This window comes from Halomonas colorata (genome assembly GCF_014897985.1).
Lineage (GTDB): Bacteria > Pseudomonadota > Gammaproteobacteria > Pseudomonadales > Halomonadaceae > Vreelandella > Vreelandella colorata.
The window spans coordinates 19,628-41,202 of record NZ_JABUZA010000041.1 but is presented as its reverse complement, the minus strand read 5'-3'; the positions used below and the strand labels follow the sequence as shown (position 1 = coordinate 41,202).

Sequence of the window (21,575 nt, the reverse complement as noted above, 5' to 3'; positions counted from 1 at the left end):
TGGCTTAAACGGGCTTCTATCATCTCAAGATGCACCTACTATTTAGTGGCTTTGAGAGCTTGAATTAACCTTGTGGGAGCCCAGTTCCACTGGGCGAAGGAGGCCGACGGCCTCCCTCCCTGGTTAAGGCCACCCCCTTCGCTAGCTGAAACCTGCTCCCAGAGCCTCAATGGGCTTTGGCGCTTTTCTTTTGACTAAAATCTGTTCTCATAACGCTTTTGACCTCTGTGCTTCAATTGATAATATCCTATGCTAATTAAATTAAGCATTTGGGGACGGTATGCAAGAAAGTTATCGGCTTAGGAGAGGGAGGCTCTCGCTAGAAAATGCCTATTACTTAATAACGATCACCACGCAAAACCGCTATCCTGCCTTTACTAGTTTTCAGGCCGCTTGCTGTGCCTCCAGATGCTTTTACCAGCCTCGCGTTCAAGAGCTTGCAGCAACAATTTCATTTGTTGTGATGCCTGATCATGTCCACTGGCTTATTCAGCTTAATGAGCGGCTCCCAGAAGCTGTTCGCCGCTATAAAAGCTATGTTTCGTTGGGGCTGGGGGAAAGCGCTTGGCAACGAGGTTTTCATGATCGAATGATTCGTCAGGAAGAATCATTAAGAGATGTAGCAAGATACATAGTAGGTAATCCTTTAAGAGCGAATTTAGTGCAGGATATAAATCATTACAGTTATTGGGATGCGGTCTGGCTTTGATCTGACATCATGAATATGGGCTTCGTGGAAGCCCAAGTCATTGCTGGTCTGCCATAGTTCATCAGCTCCTATAGTCTATTTGCCACCAAATTCAGATTAACCTTGTGGGAGCCCAGTTCCACTGGGCGGAGGAGGCCGACGGCCTCCCTCCCCAGTTAAGGCCAACCCCTTCGCTGGCTGAAGCCTGCTCCCACAAGGCCGGGGCAGGTTTCAAAGCAAATCTGTTGGCTTAAACGGGCTTCTATCATCACAGGATGTACCTACTGTTTAGTGGCTTTGATAGCTTGAATTAACCTTGTGGGAGCCCAGTTCTACTGGGCGAAGGAGGCCGTCGGCCTCCCTGGTTAAGGCCAACCCCTTCGCTGGCTGAAGCCTGCTCCCACAAGGCCGGAGCAGGTTTCAAAGCATCTCTGCTGGCTTAAACGGGCTTCTATCATCTCAAGATGCACCTACTATTTAGTGGCTTTGAGAGCTTGAATTAACCTTGTGGGAGCCCAGTTCCACTGGGCGAAGGAGGCCAACGGCCTCCCTTAGTGGCTGCACCACCCAACCCCATTCCTGTTTGAGGCCTGTTTTTACCATTAACCGGCAGGGTGTATCTTGAGTGCGCTGATCGCCATGAGCGGCATTCATGCAGTACCTGACGCTGATGCGATGAAAGTCGCGTCCGGCTGCGTTATGATAGCGGCCTGATTTCTTCCATGATCGATCCTTATCTACGAGGTTTCCCGCCAATGTTCAGCCGCGATATGACAATTGCCGGATTTGATGATGCGCTGTTTGATGCCATGCAGAAAGAAGTGGCTCGCCAAGAAGCTCACATTGAGTTAATTGCTTCTGAAAACTACGCAAGTCCGCGCGTAATGGAAGCGCAAGGCAGCCAGCTGACCAACAAATACGCTGAAGGCTATCCTGGCAAGCGCTACTATGGCGGCTGCGAGTTTGTAGATATCGCTGAAAACCTCGCGATTGACTACGCCAAAGAGCTGTTCGGCGCGACCTACGTTAACGTGCAGCCGCACTCAGGTTCACAGGCCAATAGCGCCGTGTTTTTAGCGTTGGTTAAGCCGGGCGACACCATTTTAGGTATGAGCCTGGATGCTGGTGGCCATCTGACTCACGGTGCCAAACCCAATTTCTCTGGCAAACAGTATAATGCGGTTCAGTATGGCCTAAATGAGCAGGGCTTGATTGATTATGATCAGGTGGCCAAGCTTGCCCGTGAGCACAAGCCTAAAATGATTATTGCTGGTTTCTCAGCCTATTCGCAGGTGATTGACTGGGCCAAGTTCCGCGAAATCGCTGACGAAGTAGGCGCTTACCTGCTGGTGGATATGGCCCACGTAGCGGGTCTGGTCGCGGCAGGCGTTTATCCAAGCCCCTTGCCCCATGCACACGTTGTTACCTCAACGACTCATAAAACGCTGCGCGGTCCGCGTAGTGGTGTGATTCTGTCGGCAGAAAATGATGCCGACATTGAGAAAAAGCTGCAGTCTGCCGTATTCCCCGGTGGTCAGGGTGGCCCGTTGATGCATGCGATTGCGGCAAAAGCGATCTGTTTTAAAGAAGCTATGGCGCCTGAGTTCAAAGCCTACCAGCAGCAGGTCGTTAAAAACGCCAAGGTGATGGCGGGCGTGTTTATGGAGCGTGGTTTTGATATCGTTTCCGGCGGTACCGAAGATCACCTGTTCCTGCTCTCATTAATCAAGCAGGGCGTAACCGGTAAAGATGCCGATGCGGCATTAGGCCGTGCGCATATCACCGTTAACAAAAACGCTGTGCCTAACGATCCGCAAAGCCCGTTTGTCACGTCAGGTCTGCGTATCGGTACGCCAGCGGTAACTACGCGTGGTTTCGGTGAAGAAGAGTGCCGTCAGCTGGCAGGTTGGATCAGTGACATTCTGGATGTGCTGGCCAAAGGCGAAGACACCAGCGCTATTGAAGCCCAAGTGGCTGAAAAAGTCGCAGCAGTTTGTGGCCGCTTCCCGGTTTATAAATAAGCCATTAGCGTTATATCGGACAGATAGTTCTCCGGCTATGGATAGCCGCAACGCGCGGGAGGCCCTAAAGGCCTCCCGTGTTTTGCTTTTTCAGATCAAACTTTTAAGACGAAAAGCGATTAATCTAAGCAAGAGCAGCGAGGCTAGCCAAGCTTTTCTGAACCAGGGCAGAGGCTTGCGCCTGCGAGTCTGATTCACAGTAGCAGCGCAGTTCTGGGGCATTGCCAGACGGGCGCAAATGCACAATATCGTTGTTTTCCAGCGTTGCGCGTAAGCCATCGATAGTATTCACCGCTTTAATCGGCGCTGCCAATCCCAAGGCTTCCTGCATCTTTTCAGGAGCTGATTGCCACTTTGCTAACAGGGCATTGCTCTGCTGGGTAGGAAAATCCTTGAGTCGGTCACTGGCGGTGTACCGTAATGGAAGGCCGCTAAAGAGCTGCGACAGTCTCATACCGCGTTGGGCTGCTGCTATCATCAAGGTCAATGCAGGTAAAAGCGCATCACGCGTAGGCAGCGCCGCCAGTTCACGGTTATCAGCTTTTAGGTCACTGCCTAATAAGAAACCGCCGTTTGCCTCAAACCCCGCAACGCTATCAAACTGCTTGTTGAGCGCTGCCATACTGGCTAATACATAGGGCGAGCCAATACGGGTCCGCTCAATCTGTCTAAACGCCCCGCATGCCTCAATGGCAGTATTACAGCTTACCGGCACCGCCAATGCTTCAATCTTCAGCGCTTGTGCACACAGTAAACCCACCACGTCGCCACGCTGCCAAGTACCTGTCTCATCGCCGACCAGGGGCCTGTCGCCGTCACCGTCGGTGGATAGTAATGCATGTAACTGATGCTGTTTTGCCCAAGCGCGGCCCTTTGCCTGATCTTCTTCGCTGACTGCTTCAGTATCCACAGGAACAAAGGTTTCGCTACGGCCGAGTACAACGACATCGGCACCCAACTCGGTCAATATATGAGCATTTAAATCGCGCCCGGCAGCTGAGTGTTGATATAGCCCTATACGCCAACCTTTTAGCGGCTCTCCGATAAACCACGAAGTAAAGTGTCGAGCGTATGTTTCGTTGGCGGCATCCGAAACATCGTTGCGTACTGGGAGTATCTCTGCAGGCATCGGCGCAGTTGACCTTAATATAGCGGTTTCATCCTGCTTGGTAATTTCGCCATCAGGGCGGTAGAACTTAATTCCGTTTCGGTCGAAGGGGATGTGACTACCGGTGATCATTATGCAGGGAATGCCATCAGTCATGGCCTGCAAAGCAAGCGCAGGAGTAGGCAGCACGCCATAGTCATCAACCTCGATACCCATGGCGTGGGCGGCGCCAGTACACGCTGCTACCATGGCTGGACTGCTGGGACGGCGGTCCATACCGATTGCAATCCGTTTAACGTCAAAGCTCGACTGCATGGCGGAAATAAACGCTACGCTAAATGCGGCACATACTTCGTCAGTAAACTGCTCTACCAGCCCCCGTGCGCCGCTGGTACCGAAGGCGATGCCGCTGTCAGCAATAATGACCGCTGCTAAACGTGTTGAGCTCAACGTGTTTCTCCAAGGTTAAAAGCAGATGTGATGAGTAAGCGTATAAGTTTATGCAATGAATTTAACACGCTGTAAAGCCGGGGCCATGCATTACCTGTGTTTGGGGCGCTATTCGAGGCATAAAAAATGGCCCCCGCAAGCGGAGACCATCGATAGCGAACGTTTCGATACTGTTTAGATTGCAAGTACTGTTTAGATTACAAGTACGGTTTAGATCTCTGCCGCACTTAGGTTTAAACCCACCAGAATAGGGTCATGGTCAGAGCTGCGAAATGGATCTGGCGCGTATAAGTTTTCAACTTGGCGCTCTGTGGTGTACTCAGTGTTGTAATCGAGTGCGGTAGCTTCATCTGAGTTGATATGCCAAGTCGTGGTGCCGGTAACCTGCTTGGCAAGAGACTCGCTTGCCAGCGCATGATCCAGCGATCCCCAGAAACCATCAAAGACGTAGCTATAATCGTCATCAAGTAGCTCAAACCCTGCGTCTTTCAGTGCCGTAATGGGGTCTTCCATGGCATAAGCATTCAGGTCACCCAGGATGAGGACGTCCTGATCATCACTTCCAGTGGGGTTGCTTTCCAGCCACGCGAGTAGCTCTTTCGCCGCCTCAACGCGGGTGGGGTTGTTATTACCCTGGCCATCGCCGATGTCGGCTTCGCCGTTGACCACGCTGCCCTTGGATTTAAAGTGATTTACAACCACGGAGAACTGTTCACCGTTTTCATCTTCGAAGGTTTGCATCACCGGGGCACGGTTAGCCATTGAGAAGGCGCCATCGGTTTTGGTAACGGCATCGCCTTTTGGCGAAACAGCTTGGCTGTTGTAGATAACGCCCACCGCAATGGCATCACTCCCCGGGCTTACGATATTGCCTTCAGTATCCTTGGGTGTGCTGTAAGCCCATGTGATGCCATCAAGACCTTTCATTTGCGCATCGGCATTCAAGGCATTAACAAGGGCGGCAATGGCGCTATCTTCCCCGAAGCCATTGTTTTCAACTTCCATCAAGCCAACGACATCGGCACCGCTGGTATTGATGGCGTTAACGATCTTGGCTTCCTGGCGGGCAAATTCATCAGCGCTGTTGGCGCCACGCGGTGAATGTTCCGTGCCATCAATAGTCGTTGTTTTATTGCCATTCTCATCCAACGTATTGAAATAGTTAAGTACGTTGAATGATGCAACCTTGATTTCAGCATCGCCTAACGCATCCACATCGGGTGTGGCGGGGCGCTCAGGGCCGTAAAAATCTAAGCTATCGACGTTTTGTACTTTCCATTCGCCAAAACTGAAGTCCAATATACCTTCCAGGGTATCCAGCATATCGCCACCGCGTAGTGGGTTGGTGGCCGAGAGTTCTTCACCGTTGCGGCCATAGATAATCGGGTCTGGGTTTTGTGCGGTGTTGGCATCATCGATCTTGATCGTGCGGGCTTCTGCATCCTTAAGCCAGTCGCTATACCCTTCCACGCTAGGCGCATTGACCTCAGAGAACTGCTCAAGCCGTCCGCCAGCAGAAAGTGTTACTTCACCATAACGCCCCAGCTCATAAAGTTCGGTGACCACTAATGGCTGGCCGTCCAAGGCCTCAATAGCGATGCGCATGCCTTCAAAAGCTTCAAGCCCCTGCTTATTGCCGAAAGGCAGCTTGATGACTTTGCTTTGAGGCAGCGGCTGTTCGCGGGCCAAAATATTCAGACTTGATTGATCCGCGGTTAACTGAGTCTTTTCAAAGTACTCAGAAACATTCCCACTGATACGGATCTGATCACCGGCGGCAAGTTGCTCGAGCCACGCGCTGCTGCCGCTTCCGGTATAAACAAAGATACCTTCAGAGGTCAGCGGGTTATCGTCGTTGTCTTCGTCTTCTTCCTGTAGGAAGAAGCCATCCATGCCGGGCGTCACCATGGTAACGATCGCTTCTAGCGTGACGTTCTCACCATCTAGCGCGCTGGTGCCACCTTCACCCTGAACCGTCGAGATCAGTGTAATCTCAGGCTCTGGCTTAATTGCAACGCCCGGAGAGGCGAGGGCGGGCATGTCACCGTTATCGCCCCCAGCAGCAGAAGAGCTAGCCGCGCCTTCTTCATCTGCCTGGGTGAATGCCTGGCGGTCTACGTTCCACGAAGCGGCGTCGTTTTTCGACGTGTCGGGGTAGGCTTCAAAAGCGACTTTGTTGCCATCAATACGCGGGTCGCCTTGCCAGAGAGTCACTGCGTCGCCACCGCTGCCCAACCCGGCGGCATTGTCGGCAAAGCCAATGTTAAGGCTATCGATGTTACTCATGTTGCTCCAGGCCTCGCGGAACTGGGCCACGGCATCAATACCGCCATCCACGATCACGATGGCGGATTCGCCCGGTGCCAGCGTGGTGAGGCCTTCGATAAGCACGGCATCTTGCGGGTTGGCGCTGTCGTCATCGTAGTAGAGCGGGGATTCAGTAAAGTCCAGAGTGTCACCAGAGCGATTGGTGATTTCAAACCAGTCTTCGGTAATATCCGCCCCCGCTTGGCCTGGCCAGATCTCGGTGATGGCCAGGCCAATGTCGCTTTCGCCCGGCACATAAGGCGCTTCCATCGTGCCGATACGAAATGCCGTTGTTGCATTATCAGGCAGGGCGCTGTGTTCGAATGTCCAGTTGTCGGGATTGCCAATCGCTGCCAGAAGCGCATCGGCGGTGCCGTAGCCATCGGCAGTAAAGGCCGCATTACGCGCGCTGCCGACGGCAATGGCCGTCGTGCCATTTTCAAGGCCCGGCGGCAGGGCAGAGTTATTGGAGTTTGTTGCCGTTTCCTGCCACTCGCTGCTATTGGTTTGAATAGCATAGATAAACGTAGGATCTGTATCTTCGCCCACAAACGCGATGACCTGATCACCGCCCACAGCAAGGTTGAAGCTGCCATTACCTACCGCGGCGCTGTTGGCATCAGAGAACTGGTCGGCGTTTTGAGTGTGAGAAATTACCGTGCCTGGGGCAACACCGCCAGCAGGCGCTGTCCACTTCACCGCACCTTCATTGGCTCGGAAACCATCACCTGTCCAGCCGGAATCCGTGAAGGTAATTTCCGCCCCTTCGGCGATACCGTGTAACACCACAAACTGAAACTCTTTTTCGCTGCCGCTAACGGCCGTTACCGCTATATCGCCTGGGCGGGGTGCCATATCCGGCAATGCGGCAAAAGCAATGTCGGTGCCAATAAACTGCTGCTGGCTATCCGGGAGATCCTTTGAAGCGCGACCATCATCAAACCAATCAACCGTGCCACTATCAAAAAGCACGCTGGCCGAAATGCCCGCATCGCTCATTTTTACATCGAAAAGCGCTTCGGGCTTCGCGGTGAGCGCATTCGGAATGGTATTGAGATCGATACCCTCAATTTCACGAACGGCGTGGTGGCCGTCCCAGAAGTAGAGCCCGAAACCAGCTTCGTCGCCATCGTCTACTGGGCCTGCCAGAATCAGGTAGCCCTCATCGTCGGCTTGCTCAATGGCGCGTACGGCTCGGCCGTCAAGGTCCAGACGCAGGGGCTCGCCGAAAGACGCCTGTGCAACGCTACCATTGACCAGATCGATAGTATTGGTCACCGGTAGCAGTTGGGCGAAGCCATCATCTAGCGGCGCCCGCAGGCCAAGATAAAGGGTATCGTCGATAAACACGGCACCTTCAACGTTTATCCCTAACTCGAGTTTTAGTGCGTTTTCGCCTAGCCCGTGCCCGTTGCTGGCATCCCAGTTGGTTAGCTGTTCGGCGAGGTCGGTAAACTGACCAGTCACGTTGATATTAAAGGTGTCAGCGCTGTCGCCTGTAATCTCAGTGGAAAAAATCATTGAGCGCTGACCGCTCTCATGGGAACCCACCCAGTACTGTTTATCCTGATAGGTCGCAACCGCTTCCAGGTCAACTTCCTGAGTATCGTTTAACCCCAGCGCCTCATTAAGGTCGGCTTCTAACAGCGGCGTACCGCCCGCTTCACGGTCGAAAAGGCGCAAGATCTGGTCTTCATCATCGGCTACCAGCATTAATCGCCCATCAATCGCGATAGCGGCAGAAGCGTCCGAGGCACCCTGGTAGTAGCGCTCACCCAGAGAAAAGTCGGGTTTAGGCGTAGGCTCTAGCTCGGGTTGTTCGGGCTCGGGTTGTTCGGGCTCGGGTTGTTCGGGCTCTGGTTGTTCGGGCTCTGGTTGCTCAGGCTCTGGTTGTTCGAGACCAGGTTGCTCGGGGGCTTCGCTTTCCAGTTGTTCAATGTACTGGTTTAGTAGCGATGCCGTATCACTATCGGCAGTATCCGTGAATCTGCTCAGTAGAGAGGTCAGTGTACGGGCAGGCTGTTGTTCAATTCCCTCGTCGCTATTGATAAGTTCTTCAACGACCTCTGCATGAGTAAGCCCAGCATCCAGCATATTCATCCAGTAGCTAGCACCGTCAGCATCTGGATTGCGGTTAAGTACGCCGTTATATAGCTGTGTTAACCAAGAAGCATGATCTTTGTTAGCTAGGGTTTCTGTGAATTCGACAGAGTTTTTAAAATTATTAGCAATATCTTGGAGTGCGACACCGCTGCGGTATTCCGACGCCCAGTATGCTAGGCCTTCCGGGTCAGCAGGGCGCAGTAAATGAGTGCTATAGAGCTCTACAATGGGTTGAATAAAGTCTTTAAATTCATCGCTCGCCAAAAATTCTTCAGCAATACCTAGGGTGTCAATCTCACCGTTATTTTGTGCGTCTACCCAATAGCTTAAGCCCTCTTCATCAGGTTCTCGCAGTAATAAATCACGATACAAAGACGTAACAAGTTGTAGGTTTGTCATGCTGCTAATCCTTTTGGGGATAAGGTTGTTGAGTGACAGAAAAAAAGAAACTACTCATACAAGATGGCAATTAAATGACTGTTTGTTTGAAGCTAGATATTCATTTTCTTTTTTTACCTTTGCGCTGTGGCAGAAAAAATCGCAGCGGCGCTGAAAATGGATGTGATTTTTCTTAGCAAAATAATCGATTCTTAAAAACGTCATCTTCTCGTCATTGTTGGTGATTACGCTGTTTTTCAGCGGTTTTTCACTAATGATTAAAAAAAAGGGTTCATTATGAGTAATTACCAACTTCAACTACTGCATGCAGCCGATATGGAAGGAGGGGGCGGGGATTTGCTTAACGCCCCGAACTTTATTTCTATTGTCGATCATCTGGAAGATCAGTACGTCAACTCTCTTTTTATAAGTTCGGGTGATTTAGTGTTACCTGGCCCTTACTTAAGCGCTGCCTCTGAGGCTAGTTTGCAAGCTGCTTTTCAAACAGCAGTTGAGGATGTTTACGGTTTAGAATCAGGCTCAATGAGTGGTATCACTGCCGCCTCAGGGCGGGTTGAGTCCCTGCTGATGGACTTGGTCAATGCAGCCGCGGTTACTCTAGGCAATCATGAGTTTGATCTTGGAACCGGCCTGATTGCCGACATGCTTGCGCCTGTAGTGAATGGTGAAAACGCATCGGATGTGGCATGGCTCGGTGCGCAGTTCCCTTATATTTCTGCAAATCTTGATTTCTCTGGCGATGCGGCCCTAAGTGGCTTAGCCACTAACGAGATTTTCTCTCACGAGGCTTTCCAGACAACCCTGGAAGAGGTATTAGCTGGCGCGAATAAGCCCAAGCTAGCTCCCGCGGTGATTGCTGAGCGGGGAGGTGAGCAAATTGGGATTATCGGTGTTACCACGCAAATTCTTGAAAGTATTTCGTCGATCGGTGGTGTGGACGTACTTTCAGGTGGCAGCAACGATATGCAAGCCTTGGCGAATATCATTCAGCCTGTGATTGATGATCTTGAAGCCCAGGGCGTTAATAAAATCATTCTCAGTGCGCATCTCCAGCAAATTCAGTTCGAAGAAGAACTGGCAACCCTGCTGGATGGAGTCGATATTATTATTGCGGGTGGTTCAGATTCGCTATTGGCCAATGAGGCAGACATTGAACGCGGGCTATTCCCCGGTGCCGGTGAGCCTTATGACACCTACCCGATTCTTACTAAAGATGCTTCTGGCAATGACGTTGTTGTCGTTAATACCGATGCCGGTTGGCGCTACGTCGCACAGCTAGTTGTTGATTTTGACGAGAATGGCCATATTATCGCCGATTCTATCGAACAGGACACATCGGGCGTGTTTGCTTCGACTGATGAACAGGTTGAGGCGCTATGGGGTAGCCTGGAAGCCGCTTTTGCTGAAGGCACCAAAGGGCAAATCGCCCAGGATTTAGTCGGCGCAGTAGGTGATTTTGTGGCCGATCAGGATGGAAATATCCTGGGTCTTACAGACGTTTATCTGGTGGGTGAACGTGGTGCTGTACGTACCGAAGAGACCAACCTGGGAAACCTGACGGCTGATGCCAATCTTTGGTATGCCCGCCAGCTTGATGATGAGGTAATGGTTTCGTTCAAAAATGGTGGCGGTATCCGCGAGGCCATTGGTGATGTAGTCGTCCAAGGTGGCGACAGCGCACCTAGCTACCAGGCCCCGTCTGGTAATTCTGCGATTGGCAAGCCTGAAGGCGGTGTTTCTCAGCTAGATGCCGCTTCCGCCTTGCGGTTCAATAATGATTTGGCCATTTTGACTCTTTCACGCGGTACGCTATTGGACGTACTTGAGCATGCAGTAGCCGCTGCTGCACCGAATATAACAGCTGGTCAGTTTGCTCAGGTGGGTGGCATACAGTACAGCTATGATTGGAGTCTGCCAGCCGGCGAGCGCATTCAAAACGCCATTATTGTTAACGAAGAGGGTGGCGTGCACGATGTATTGGCTGCGAATGGTCGTTTAGTTGGAAGCGCAGAGGAAACGGTTAAAGTAGTTACGCTAGGGTTTATGGCAGATGGCGGCGATGGCTACCCGCTAGAAAATCGCTATGTTGATCGCATTGATCTAGTGGATAGCTATGATCTAGAAGGCAAGTTTGACTTTGCTGAAAAAGGCACAGAGCAAGACGCTTTTGCCGAATATATGGGGGCCATGTTCAGTGAAACCCCTTTCAGCGAAGCCGAAACGTCTGCCAGTGAGGATCTGCGCATTCAGAATCTTGCGATACGTGATGATGCCGTATTCAGTAACCCTGTTGATCCACTATTACGGTTGTATAATGCTGCTTTTGATCGCGAGGCTGATGGTAAGGGGCTGGGCTACTGGCTTGATGTGAACCAATCAGCAAGCCTTAGCGATATTGCCGAAAACTTAATCTTGTCAGATGAGTTTACCGAGCAGCACAACGATATTCAAAATGAAGCCTTTATTGAACTAATGTATTCGAACGTGCTCGAAAGACAAGCGGACTTAGCAGGCAAGCAATATTGGCTTAGTGAACTAGATAGCGGTGCAGATAAAGCTGCTGTAATGATTGGTTTTACCGAGTCCGACGAAAGCCTGTTGCTGTTCGGGTAATAGTTTCTATGGCCTTGTAGTAGAAAGGTTATAGACATTCCAGTTTGGCATTACTAAGTTCCCATAACGCCCCTACCCCTGGCAGGGGCGTTTCTGTTATGCTGCCGCGATTAATCTTCGCGTGACTTCTTTGATTCAACGGTGACCCCTCCATGGCAAAGCAACAGGAAGCAACGGATCTGCAGCGTGCACTCCGCGCTTGTAAAGGTTCGTTTGTATCGGTGGGCTTTTTCAGTATGTTTGTTAATCTGCTGATGCTCGTACCCCCGATGTATATGCTCCAGGTTTATGATCGCGTACTAACCACGCAAAGCTTCGATACTCTGGTTATGCTCACACTGGTTGTCGTATTTCTTTTTATGGTGATGGGAGGGTTGGAGCTTGTAAGGTCTCGGATGCTGGTACGTATCGGTAACCGATTAGATACAACTATCAATCATCGCCTGTACAGCGCCATGTTCCGGCGCAGCCTAGTCGCTCAAGGGACTCCGAGCGCTCAGCCATTAAGCGACTTAACGAGTTTGCGTCAATTTTTAACGGGCAACGGGCTGTTTGCCTTTTTTGATGCGCCTTGGGTGCCTATCTATCTTGGTATTTTGTTTATTTTTCATCCTTGGCTAGGTGTCTTTGCTACATGTGCGGGCATCATTTTATTCGTACTTGCCTTGGTAAATGAAAAATCAACAAAAGGCCTGTTAGCAGAAGCCAACAGTGAGCAAATTCAGGCGCAAAATCTTGCCAACTCCAATTTAAGAAACGCTGAAGTGCTACATGCTATGGGGATGCTACCTGGCATCATGGGACGCTGGTCAAAGCGCCACCATGAGTTTTTGGCCAAACAGTCCCAGGCAAGTGATCGTGCGGGCGCGTTAACCAATACGTCCAAAGTGATGCGTTTATTGTTTCAGTCGCTGATTCTTGGCCTGGGCGCGCTTCTGGTGCTTAATGGTGATATGACCCCAGGCATGATGATTGCAGGCTCCATCCTGATGGGGCGTGCGCTGGCGCCAATTGACCAGATGATCGGCGGTTGGAAAGGTTTTGTCGCGGCGCGAGGTGCCTATAGCCGCTTGAATGATTTGCTTACCCAAATACCCGATGATCAACGCCGTATGTCGTTACCGGCTCCTAAAGGTATCATTGATATTGAAAACGTCGCTGCGGCGCCTCCGGGCACGCGTATGGCAACCATTCGAGGTATTAATTTTAGCGTGGACAAGGGCGAGCATGTCGGCATTATTGGTCCTAGTGCGGCCGGTAAATCCACATTGGCTCGTGTGCTGTTAGGTATATGGCCAACCCAAGTTGGTGATGTTCGTCTTGATGGCGGTGAGATCAATCAGTATAACCGTGATGAACTAGGCCCTTATATTGGCTATTTGCCACAAGATATTGAATTGTTTGATGGCTCTATCAGTGAAAACATTGCCAGATTTGGCAATATAGATCCTGAAAAAGTGGTTTTAGCGGCGAAAAAAGCTGGCGTACACGAGATGGTGTTAGAGCTTTCAAACGGTTATGACACCGTAATATCTTCTACCAGCGGGGCTCTTTCCGGTGGCCAGCGTCAGCGACTCGGCTTGGCGCGAGCGCTGTATGGAAACCCTGTTTTAGTCGTGTTAGATGAACCCAATGCCAACTTGGATGACGCAGGTGAACGTGCGCTAGGCCAGGCGATCTCCCATTTGAAAGCTGAAGGTACAACGCTGTTTGTCATTAGTCATCGTACTAGCGTGCTGAAGTCCATGGATAAATTATTGGTCATGAAAGAAGGCCAAGTAAGTATGTTTGGCCCTAGAGACCAAGTGCTTGCCCAGTTTGCTAAAAAATCGCGCCCACAAGTAGGCCAGCAAAGTTCAGCTCGCCTTTCCGCTATTTCCGGTGGTCGTAGTGGCGGCAGTGAGGAGTCGTAATATGAGCAAGCATAAAGATCAACTTCCTGCGAAAAACGAAATTGATGTAACCCCTCAGGGACCGGCCACTATTGATGGTGAGGCCCAGGAAGTGTTGCCCACCAGCGATAAGGGCTATCGCAAGCTGGGTTATGCGATTTTAATTATTGCGCTAGGCGGCTTCATATTATGGTCGGTGACCGCCTCTTTGGCCGTTGCCGTTGTCGCACCAGGCAATGTATCGATGGAGTCATTCAAGCGCACCGTTCAGCATCTTGAAGGCGGTATCGTGCGCGAACTGCTGGTCTCTGACGGTGACCAGGTAGAAGCCGGCCAGCCGCTGGTGGTACTGAGCGACACCCAAGTGCGTTCACAGCTGGAAATTGCCCAGTCTCAGTATTACATCAATCGGGCAATGGAAGCGCGTTTGCTGGCAGAACAGCAAGGGGCAGAGCTGCTAGAAATGCCCGAAGAGCTCAGCTCTGTAGATAACGAGCGTGTTCAGCAAGTGACCGCCGTGCAGCAAGGCCTCTTTCAGGCCCGCCGCCAGTCGCTTATCAGTACCATGGAAGCTATGGATGAGCAGATCGTTCAGATGCAAGAGCAGATTGATGGTCTGGAGTCCCGCCGTCGGGTCAATAACCAGCGCATCAGCTCGCTGCGCTCTGAAGCCGAAGACTTCCGTTCGCTCTACCGTGAAGGGCTGGGTGATAACCAGCGCCTGCGTGAGCTTGAGCGCCAGATTCTGCAATACGAAGGTGACAATGCTGAGTTCCAGGCCAATATGGCTCAGCTGCGTTCGCAGATAAGCGAAAACCGCATGCAAAAAGAGACTACTCAGCAGGAGTTTCAGGCTGAAGTGGGTGAGCAGTTGCGTAACGCTCAGTCGCAGATCGCCGAAGCGGAAGAGCGTATCACTTCGCTGACCGACCAAGTGAATCGGACCGTGGTAAGCGCGCCTGTCTCTGGTACCATCGTAGGCCAGCAGGTGCATACCGTTGGCGCGGTGATCCGCCCAGGCGATCCCATCATGGACGTTGTACCTTCCAATGACGGGTTCGTGGTCGAAGCCCGCGTGCCCACGCGCGATATCGATAACCTGTTTTTGGGCCAGCTCGCCGAAATTCGTTTCTCCGCGTTCAACCAGCGCCTGACGAATATCATCGATGGCGAAATTATCCATATTAGTGCCGATAGCTTTGAAGATGAAGCAACCGGCCAGCGCTATTACAAGACGCGCATTCGCGTCACGGAATCTGGGCGCGAAGATATGACCGAACAGATGCAGTTGCTGTCCGGCATGCCAGCCGAAGTGATGATTCGTACGGGTGAGCGTACCTTTGCCAGCTACATTGCCAAGCCTGTTACCGATATGCTGGCTCGCGCTATCCGGGAGGACTAATGACACGGACGCCACGCTTTACCTTAAGTGCGCTGACCATTGCGGTTGCTTTATTCAGCCATGTAGCATTCTCGCAAAGCGACGTGCCGGTTGATCAGCAGTCATTGAACGAATTCGAAGCGCTGACCGATGCCACCGGTGAGCCCGGAACGCTGCCCTCTTTGCCAGGCCTGTTCGTTCGTGCCTTGGAGCACGACTCGGATCTGTCACGCCAGCGGTTTGAGCTTGAAGCCACGCGCGAAGAAATTCCCATGGCGCGCTCACGGTTGTTGCCCCAGGTGACCGCTACGGGCGGATACTTGTGGCAAGACTCAACCAATGTTCAAACGGTTGAAGAGATAGATGAGTTTGGTAACACCCAGCGGCCTGGTGAGATAGACGAAACGTACTGGCAAATCCAGCTCCAGCAGCCGCTCTTTAGTCTTGAGCGTTGGCGTAGCGTCGATGTAGCAGGCGCCCAGGTAAGCGCTGCTGAGCTTCAGTTAGCCGTGATCGAGCAAGAACTTGCAATGCAAGTCAGCGAAGCGTACATAAAAGCTTATTTGGCGGCTCAGCGTTCAGGCTTGCTGGAAGCCCAGCAGGAATCGCTTGATTTGCAGGTGCGCCAGGCAAGTCGCGCTTTTGATCTGGGCGTGGGAAACCGCGTTGATCTGCTTGAGGCTCAATCCCGTTATGATCAGGCTGTTTCAGACGCTGTAGAAGCAGAAAACGAACTGGACAATGCGCTTAGTGAGCTGGAACGCCTGACAGGCGTGATGCCTTCTTTCAAAAGCAGCTCGCCGGGCGAGCTATCCAGCGTAACGCTAAATGACGAGATTGGTGATGTCGAGCAATGGCTGGCGCGTACAGGACAAAACCTGAGTGTTCTGCTTGCAACTGAACAACAGAAAATTGCCCAGGCAGATACCGGTGTAAGGCGCGCTGGCTACTATCCGGAGCTTAACCTGAACCTCAGCTACTCCGATCGCAGTAGTGATGATCCAGTGCGTGAAAGTGAGGACTACCGAGCTGGCGTTGAGCTGAGCGTGCCTATTTATCGCGGTGGTTATACTAATGCCAGCGTGCGCCAGGGTGAAAGACGCATTGAAGCAGGTCAGGCTACGGTTGATAATGAACGCAACTTGGCAATACAGGAAGTTCGCCGCCGCATTCGTGCACTGAATGGCGGCCAGCGTCGGTTGGAAGCTCTAAATCAGGCAATTGCCTCAGGGCAGCTATTTCTGGAGGCGGCAGAAAAAGGAGAGCAACTAGGTCTACGTGATCTGGTGGATGTCCTGGATGCTCGCGCAAGCTTCTACGACCAGCGTATTCAGTATGTCGATACGGTAGGTAATTATGCTCTGGACATGCTGGCGCTGCATTCCGCCGTGGGCGGTCTGGAGGGTCAAGACTTGGATCGCATCATGGCGCTATTGGCCTCGATGTCTACGTCCGTACAGGTAGCCCGGTAATCAGCATCTATGGCCGTTATAAGGACAAGTCAAGGCAATGAATGGTTGCGGCGCGCCATGCGCTGCTTTGATGCAGGTATAGCCACGGGTGTTGCTCTTATTGTGCTGTGGCTGATGCCGCATGTTGATGTAGAGGGCAATGATTACCTCTTCCTAATCTTGATCGGTAGCCTACTGCTGCCCGCCGTTGGGGAGATGATAGGGCTCTATCAGCCGTGGCGCGGTCGTAGTTTGTACAACATGTTGGGTATTTACCTAGCCGCCTGGATAGCCACGTTAGGGCTGCTAAGCTTGCTGTTGGTGGCTATTCAAGAAACGCAAAGTTTCTCGCGGTTGTGGATGGGCGTTTCAGCCTTGGCAGTACTCATTATCGGCAGCATAATGCGCACCTTGCTTTATGGTTACTTACGACGTCTGCGTGCCAAGGGGCACAACCTTAAACGCGTGTTGCTAATCGGTAAAAAAGACAATATTGCACTATTGGAAGAGAAAGTTGTTGAAACGCCCCACGCCGGTTACATCATAGTAGGGCATTATATTGACCAAGACGATGCTACGTTTTTTCATAAAATGGCGGCGTTTGCTAAAGCAAATATCTTTCAGCGTGATTTTGATGAAATCTGGTTAGGGTATCCGCTGGTTCAGGGCAACCGTGTACGCCATCTGATGCGGCTTCTCGCGGGAATCCCGACTAGCATACGGTTTTTTCCTGACTTGCCCGATATCCGTTTGTTGAACCACCGAATTACGCAAGTCGCAGGTCTCTATTCGTTAGAGCTAAATTACACTCCTTTAAATGGCCCTATGCGGTTTATCAAAGCGTTGGAGGATCGGGTGCTGGGGCTTGTGCTATTTATTCTGTTTAGTCCTGTGATGCTTGCCGTGGCAATTGCCATACGCTGGAAAATGGGTGGGCCTGTTCTTTTTAAACAGGAGCGCCATGGTCTAGATGGAAAACGCTTTAGAATATATAAATTTAGAACGATGCATCTGCACGAGAGTTCCGTCACCAAGCAGGCTTCACTTATTGATGAGCGTGTTACCCCTGTTGGCCGTTTTTTACGCCGTACTAGCCTGGATGAGTTGCCTCAGCTATACAATGTTCTTCAAGGGCGCATGTCGCTGGTAGGGCCAAGGCCGCACGCCATGGACCATAACGATCATTATAAAGATCATATCGATATCTATATGCAAAGGCATCGCGTCAAGCCCGGTATGACAGGCTGGGCACAGGTGAATGGACTGCGAGGCATCACTGATGATGTTAAGCTAATGGAGAAGCGCGTTGAATACGACCTATATTATATTGAACGCTGGTCGCTAGGTTTTGATTTGAAAATATTAATTATGACGCTAACGCGCGGATTCGTTAATGGCCAGCCATAAATTATAAGTATTTCAGTGCATTAAGTTAAATATCGCGTTTTGGAATAATCGGCGCGTTTTAGTCAGGTTATAAAGAAAGACTGGGTAGAGTAGTAATCTCCCCCCATGTCTTATCTCAAGGAGGAATAATGATTTTACCTGTCATTTTATCAGGAGGCTCAGGCTCACGCTTATGGCCTGTCTCACGCGAACATTATCCCAAGCAGTTTTTAAATCTTCATAAAGAAGATGTTAGCCTGCTGCAAGAAGCTGCGCTGCGCATAAAAGACATTGCGAATTCAGGCGAACCTCTCATTGTTTGTAATGAAGAACACCGTTTTCTAGTCGCAGAGCAAATGCAGCAGGTCGGCCTTAAAGATAGCACAATTATTTTAGAGCCGTGTGGCCGTAATACAGCACCCGCGTTGGCACTTGCTGCCTTGGCAGCAAGTGCCGCCAACCCTGATGCTGAGCTGCTGGTTATGCCGGCAGACCATGTCATCAAAGATACCGAAGCCTTTGCCCATGCCGTCGAGCAGGGCCATATGCTGAGTCAAGAAGGCAAGCTGGTAACCTTTGGCATTACTCCTTCGTCGCCGCATACAGGCTACGGCTATATCAAAAGAGGCCAGGCGTTAACACAGGGGTTTTTAGTTGCAGCTTTTGTTGAAAAACCCAATTTAGAGGCGGCGGAAAACTATTTAAAAAGCGGCGACTACCTATGGAATAGCGGAATTTTCCTGTTTAAAGCTAGCAGTTTTCTAGCAGCGCTTGGGCAATATGCACCGGATATATTGCAAAGCTGTCAGGCCGCTTTTGAAGCGCGTACTGAGGACATGGATTTTCTGCGCATTGACGAAGCATGCTTCGCTGAATGTCGAAGTGAGTCCATTGATTATGCAGTAATGGAGCATACTGATCAGGCAGCCGTTATCCCCATGTCACCTGGTTGGAGCGATATAGGTGCCTGGGATGCGCTGCATGAACTGCGCTCAGTGGATGATAAAGAAAATGGCAATGCCATTCATGGCGATGTCATGTTGCATCAAACCCGTAACAGTCTGGTTTATAGCGAGTCTCGTCTTGTTGCAGCTGTGGGGGTCGATAATCTGGTGATCGTCGAGACTGACGATGCTGTTCTGGTGGCCGACCGTCGTCAGGCTCAGGATACCAAGCTTATTGTTAATGCCTTGAAAGCTGCTGGTCGTAAGGAATTTCAATCACACCAGCGAATCTATCGCCCCTGGGGACACTATCGCACCATGGTGTTAACAGATAGCTTTCAAGTGAAAGAGATTGTGGTTAAGCCGGGCGGCAAGCTTTCCTTACAAATGCATCACCACCGCGCGGAACATTGGGTAGTCGTACAGGGGACCGCTCAAGTGACGCAAGGCGAAGGCCATGGCAATACCGCTAATCTTCGCAGCTTTCTGCTCTCAGAAGACGAGTCGACCTACATTCCGCTGGGTACAGTCCATCGCCTTGAAAACCCGGGAGTTATTCCTCTTAAACTTATCGAAGTGCAGACCGGATCCTATTTAGGTGAAGACGACATAGTGCGCTATAACGATAAGTATGGGCGCGAATAGGAGCAACCCGCTGTAATGAAAGTTGCCATTGTTCATGATTGGCTAACCACTTGGGCGGGCGCTGAAAAAGCGCTTGCCGAGTTGCTTAACTGCTTCCCTCAAGCTGAAATATTTACCACGGTTAATTTTCTTGAGAAAAGCGCTATTTCTGCTTTGCAGGGGCACGTTATCCACACCAGTTTTATTCAGCGTATGCCCCTCGCACGCCGCTGGTATCGCCACTATCTGCCGCTAATGCCATTAGCGATAGAGCAGTTCGACCTCAAAGGCTTTGACTTGATTTTGTCGAGTAGTCACGCCGTAGCAAAAGGCGTGATATCCGATCCCAATGCGGTTCACATATGCTACTGCTATAGCCCAATGCGCTACGCATGGGACATGCAGCATCAATATTTGCGCCAATCAGGTAAAGAAAAGGGATTGATAAGCTGGGTAATGCGCTGGCAGTTGCATCGTCTACGTCAGTGGGATTACTTAAGTGCCCAGCGTGTTGATCACTTTGTAGCCATTTCAAGCTATATACAGCGCCGCATTAAAGCCTGTTACCGACGAGAGTCCGACGTTATATTTCCGCCGGTCGAAGTAGAAAAATTCCGTTACGATCAGCCAAGAGAGAGCTTTTATCTGACTGCTTCTCGGATGGTCCCCTATAAACGTATTGATCTGGTCATAGAAGCATTTAACGAAATGCCCGATAAACAACTAATCGTTATCGGCGATGGTCCAGACTACGCCAAATTGGCTGCGCTGGCAGGGCCTAATGTCACAATGCTTGGGTACCAGTCTGATGACGTGTTAATTGATCATTTGGAGCGAACCAAGGCCTTTATATTTATGGCGGAAGAAGATTTTGGTATTTTGCCAGTAGAAGCCCAGGCGGCGGGAGCGCCTGTGATTGGTTACGGTGTAGGTGGTCTAGCCGAAACAACGCTAAATAATGTCACCGCACTTTGGGCTGAGGAGCAAACCAGTACTGCGCTGGCATTAAGTATTCAAGAATTTGAAGAGCGCAAGCAGCATGATGCAGGTGCCTTTGAGCCACTGACATGCAGGCAAAGTGCAGAAAGGTTTGCGACCGCCAACTTCGCTCGGGCGATCCAATCACTAGTGGCTAAGCATATACCTAAACCCTAGTTTCAATGATTCTTCCACTAATAGTATTCTTGGAATGCTTCGTGCCTAACGCTGATTTGCTCGATAGAACTGCTGGCATGCAGCCATCGGTTGGCTACCCAGCCAGCCGATAATCTGTTGGGTATATATTGAGCGCGCCTCATCTACCAAATGAAAGTTAGTGTCAAAGAAATCGTTTGCTTCCCGCATTGCCTCGAATGGCTTTCCTACCCAAAAAAGCCTTTCGCTCGTCGCCCGTTGGGGCAGCGTCTCATAAAAATTGGCTTCTAAAGATGAATCCTTATAAGACTGTCGCCATAATAACGGTGGCGGTAGGAAAACAGGGCAGGCTCCCTGAATAAGTAGCTCATCACGAAAGTGTTGCAAACGAGCCCAGTCAAAACTGCCTTGCTGCAAGGCCGCTCCATAGGTTTCATCAGGCAAAGAGTTTAAGAAGTTCCAATGCCGCTCTTCGCGTAATGCCCGTGCTGTATGCAACTGATCACCTCGGCTATCCAGATTGTGAGGACCATAGTCACCGCTAACGGAAAAATCGGCAGGAACCCCCCTGTAGCCTTCTAAAATGCGTGTAAACGAGGTTTGTGCAAATACCTTGAGCGCGCGTTTTGGGGGCAGTTCTAAGAAGGTCTCAGGGTGGCTATTTGCCCAATGAACCAGCGAACTGGAAATAGTCTCCTCGCGGTTATAAAGCGGGTATTCAAGGGGGAGGAGTACTAAGTCGCCTGGCTTAATGACCGGTACAGCTTCGTGCAAAATAACCGGTAAGGAAATGCCTGCATTTACACCCAGGTTAACGGCGGGTAGATGGTAGGCTGCCTCCAGCTCACCGCTATTAATACCAAACATGGCACCTGAGCCTGATACCACAACAATCTTTGGGGAAGGTAGCGCGCTGGCAGCCTCCTGCTTGTACGTGATCGCTTCAGCAATCCATACGTTATTAGGATGCTCGTTGCCCAATTGCCCAGCCCACAGTGCTACCCACAGCGAAAGGACCATCAAGCTTCCGCCTACTATTCCTTTAATAAAGCTAGCCATGCTCGTTACTCACTT

General features: G+C 51.0%; 12 protein-coding genes. 9 read left to right on the top strand and 3 right to left on the bottom strand.

Going from position 1 to position 21,575, the window contains the following annotated elements:
* The first annotated feature begins 280 nt into the window (after window positions 1-280).
* Together INT33_RS16970 and glyA are read left to right on the top strand one after the other, a co-directional pair.
* Entirely contained in the window at window positions 281-709 is a 429-nt protein-coding gene (locus INT33_RS16970) for an REP-associated tyrosine transposase (RefSeq protein WP_193092504.1), read from the top strand.
* A gap of 734 nt (window positions 710-1,443) precedes the next feature.
* Entirely contained in the window at window positions 1,444-2,709 is a 1,266-nt protein-coding gene (gene glyA, locus INT33_RS16965) for a serine hydroxymethyltransferase (RefSeq protein WP_193092505.1), read from the top strand.
* A gap of 124 nt (window positions 2,710-2,833) precedes the next feature.
* On the opposite strand, the gene INT33_RS16960 is transcribed toward glyA, so the two are convergent.
* The gene (locus tag INT33_RS16960) at window positions 2,834-4,267 is read right to left on the bottom strand and encodes a phosphomannomutase (RefSeq protein ID WP_193092503.1); all 1,434 of its coding nucleotides are present in this window, start codon (window positions 4,265-4,267) and stop codon (window positions 2,834-2,836) included.
* A gap of 210 nt (window positions 4,268-4,477) precedes the next feature.
* Window positions 4,478-9,076 carry an ExeM/NucH family extracellular endonuclease gene (locus tag INT33_RS16955; protein WP_193092502.1) on the bottom strand — a complete coding sequence of 1,533 codons (4,599 nt, stop codon included), beginning with the start codon at window positions 9,074-9,076 and terminating at the stop codon, window positions 4,478-4,480.
* A 276-nt stretch (window positions 9,077-9,352) separates the two neighbouring features.
* Between INT33_RS16955 and INT33_RS16950 the strand changes: the two genes are divergently transcribed.
* The 7 genes from INT33_RS16950 to INT33_RS16920 all read left to right on the top strand — a co-directional run bounded on the left by INT33_RS16950 (window position 9,353) and on the right by INT33_RS16920 (window position 20,522).
* Entirely contained in the window at window positions 9,353-11,689 is a 2,337-nt protein-coding gene (locus INT33_RS16950; protein ID WP_193092501.1) for a DUF4214 domain-containing protein, read from the top strand.
* Window positions 11,690-11,841: 152 nt separating this feature from the next.
* On the top strand, window positions 11,842-13,602 hold the full coding sequence (locus INT33_RS16945; protein ID WP_193092500.1) for a type I secretion system permease/ATPase: 1,761 nt from the start codon (window positions 11,842-11,844) through the stop codon (window positions 13,600-13,602).
* A gap of 1 nt (window position 13,603) precedes the next feature.
* Window positions 13,604-14,983 carry an HlyD family type I secretion periplasmic adaptor subunit gene (locus INT33_RS16940; RefSeq protein WP_192538857.1) on the top strand — a complete coding sequence of 460 codons (1,380 nt, stop codon included), beginning with the start codon at window positions 13,604-13,606 and terminating at the stop codon, window positions 14,981-14,983.
* Window positions 14,983-16,434, top strand: coding sequence for a TolC family outer membrane protein (locus INT33_RS16935; RefSeq protein WP_193092499.1), 1,452 nt, complete (start codon window positions 14,983-14,985; stop codon window positions 16,432-16,434). The genes INT33_RS16940 and INT33_RS16935 overlap by 1 nt, the downstream gene beginning before the upstream one ends.
* 9 nt (window positions 16,435-16,443) lie before the next feature.
* Window positions 16,444-17,820 (top strand): undecaprenyl-phosphate glucose phosphotransferase, encoded by a 1,377-nt coding sequence (locus INT33_RS16930; RefSeq protein ID WP_226940250.1) that lies wholly within the window; start codon window positions 16,444-16,446, stop codon window positions 17,818-17,820.
* A gap of 128 nt (window positions 17,821-17,948) precedes the next feature.
* Complete coding sequence (locus tag INT33_RS16925) at window positions 17,949-19,388, top strand: mannose-1-phosphate guanylyltransferase/mannose-6-phosphate isomerase (protein ID WP_193092498.1); 1,440 nt, start codon at window positions 17,949-17,951, stop codon at window positions 19,386-19,388.
* 15 nt (window positions 19,389-19,403) lie between these two features.
* Entirely contained in the window at window positions 19,404-20,522 is a 1,119-nt protein-coding gene (locus tag INT33_RS16920) for a glycosyltransferase (protein ID WP_192538853.1), read from the top strand.
* A 45-nt stretch (window positions 20,523-20,567) separates the two neighbouring features.
* On the opposite strand, the gene INT33_RS16915 is transcribed toward INT33_RS16920, so the two are convergent.
* Window positions 20,568-21,560 (bottom strand): hypothetical protein, encoded by a 993-nt coding sequence (locus tag INT33_RS16915; RefSeq protein ID WP_193092497.1) that lies wholly within the window; start codon window positions 21,558-21,560, stop codon window positions 20,568-20,570.
* Between the last annotated feature and the right edge of the window lie 15 nt (window positions 21,561-21,575).

Excerpts from the sequence above, each read along its gene's own strand:
- INT33_RS16915 (WP_193092497.1), bottom strand. The coding sequence starts at position 21,560 with ATGGCTAGCTTTATTAAAGGAATAGTAGGCGGAAGCTTGATGGTCCTT.
- glyA (WP_193092505.1), top strand. The coding sequence starts at position 1,444 with ATGTTCAGCCGCGATATGACAATTGCCGGATTTGATGATGCGCTGTTT.
- INT33_RS16940 (WP_192538857.1), top strand. The coding sequence starts at position 13,604 with ATGAGCAAGCATAAAGATCAACTTCCTGCGAAAAACGAAATTGATGTA.
- INT33_RS16930 (WP_226940250.1), top strand. The coding sequence starts at position 16,444 with ATGGCCGTTATAAGGACAAGTCAAGGCAATGAATGGTTGCGGCGCGCC.
- INT33_RS16950 (WP_193092501.1), top strand. The coding sequence starts at position 9,353 with ATGAGTAATTACCAACTTCAACTACTGCATGCAGCCGATATGGAAGGA.
- INT33_RS16970 (WP_193092504.1), top strand. The coding sequence starts at position 281 with ATGCAAGAAAGTTATCGGCTTAGGAGAGGGAGGCTCTCGCTAGAAAAT.
- INT33_RS16955 (WP_193092502.1), bottom strand. The coding sequence starts at position 9,076 with ATGACAAACCTACAACTTGTTACGTCTTTGTATCGTGATTTATTACTG.
- INT33_RS16920 (WP_192538853.1), top strand. The coding sequence starts at position 19,404 with ATGAAAGTTGCCATTGTTCATGATTGGCTAACCACTTGGGCGGGCGCT.
- INT33_RS16925 (WP_193092498.1), top strand. The coding sequence starts at position 17,949 with ATGATTTTACCTGTCATTTTATCAGGAGGCTCAGGCTCACGCTTATGG.
- INT33_RS16935 (WP_193092499.1), top strand. The coding sequence starts at position 14,983 with ATGACACGGACGCCACGCTTTACCTTAAGTGCGCTGACCATTGCGGTT.
- INT33_RS16945 (WP_193092500.1), top strand. The coding sequence starts at position 11,842 with ATGGCAAAGCAACAGGAAGCAACGGATCTGCAGCGTGCACTCCGCGCT.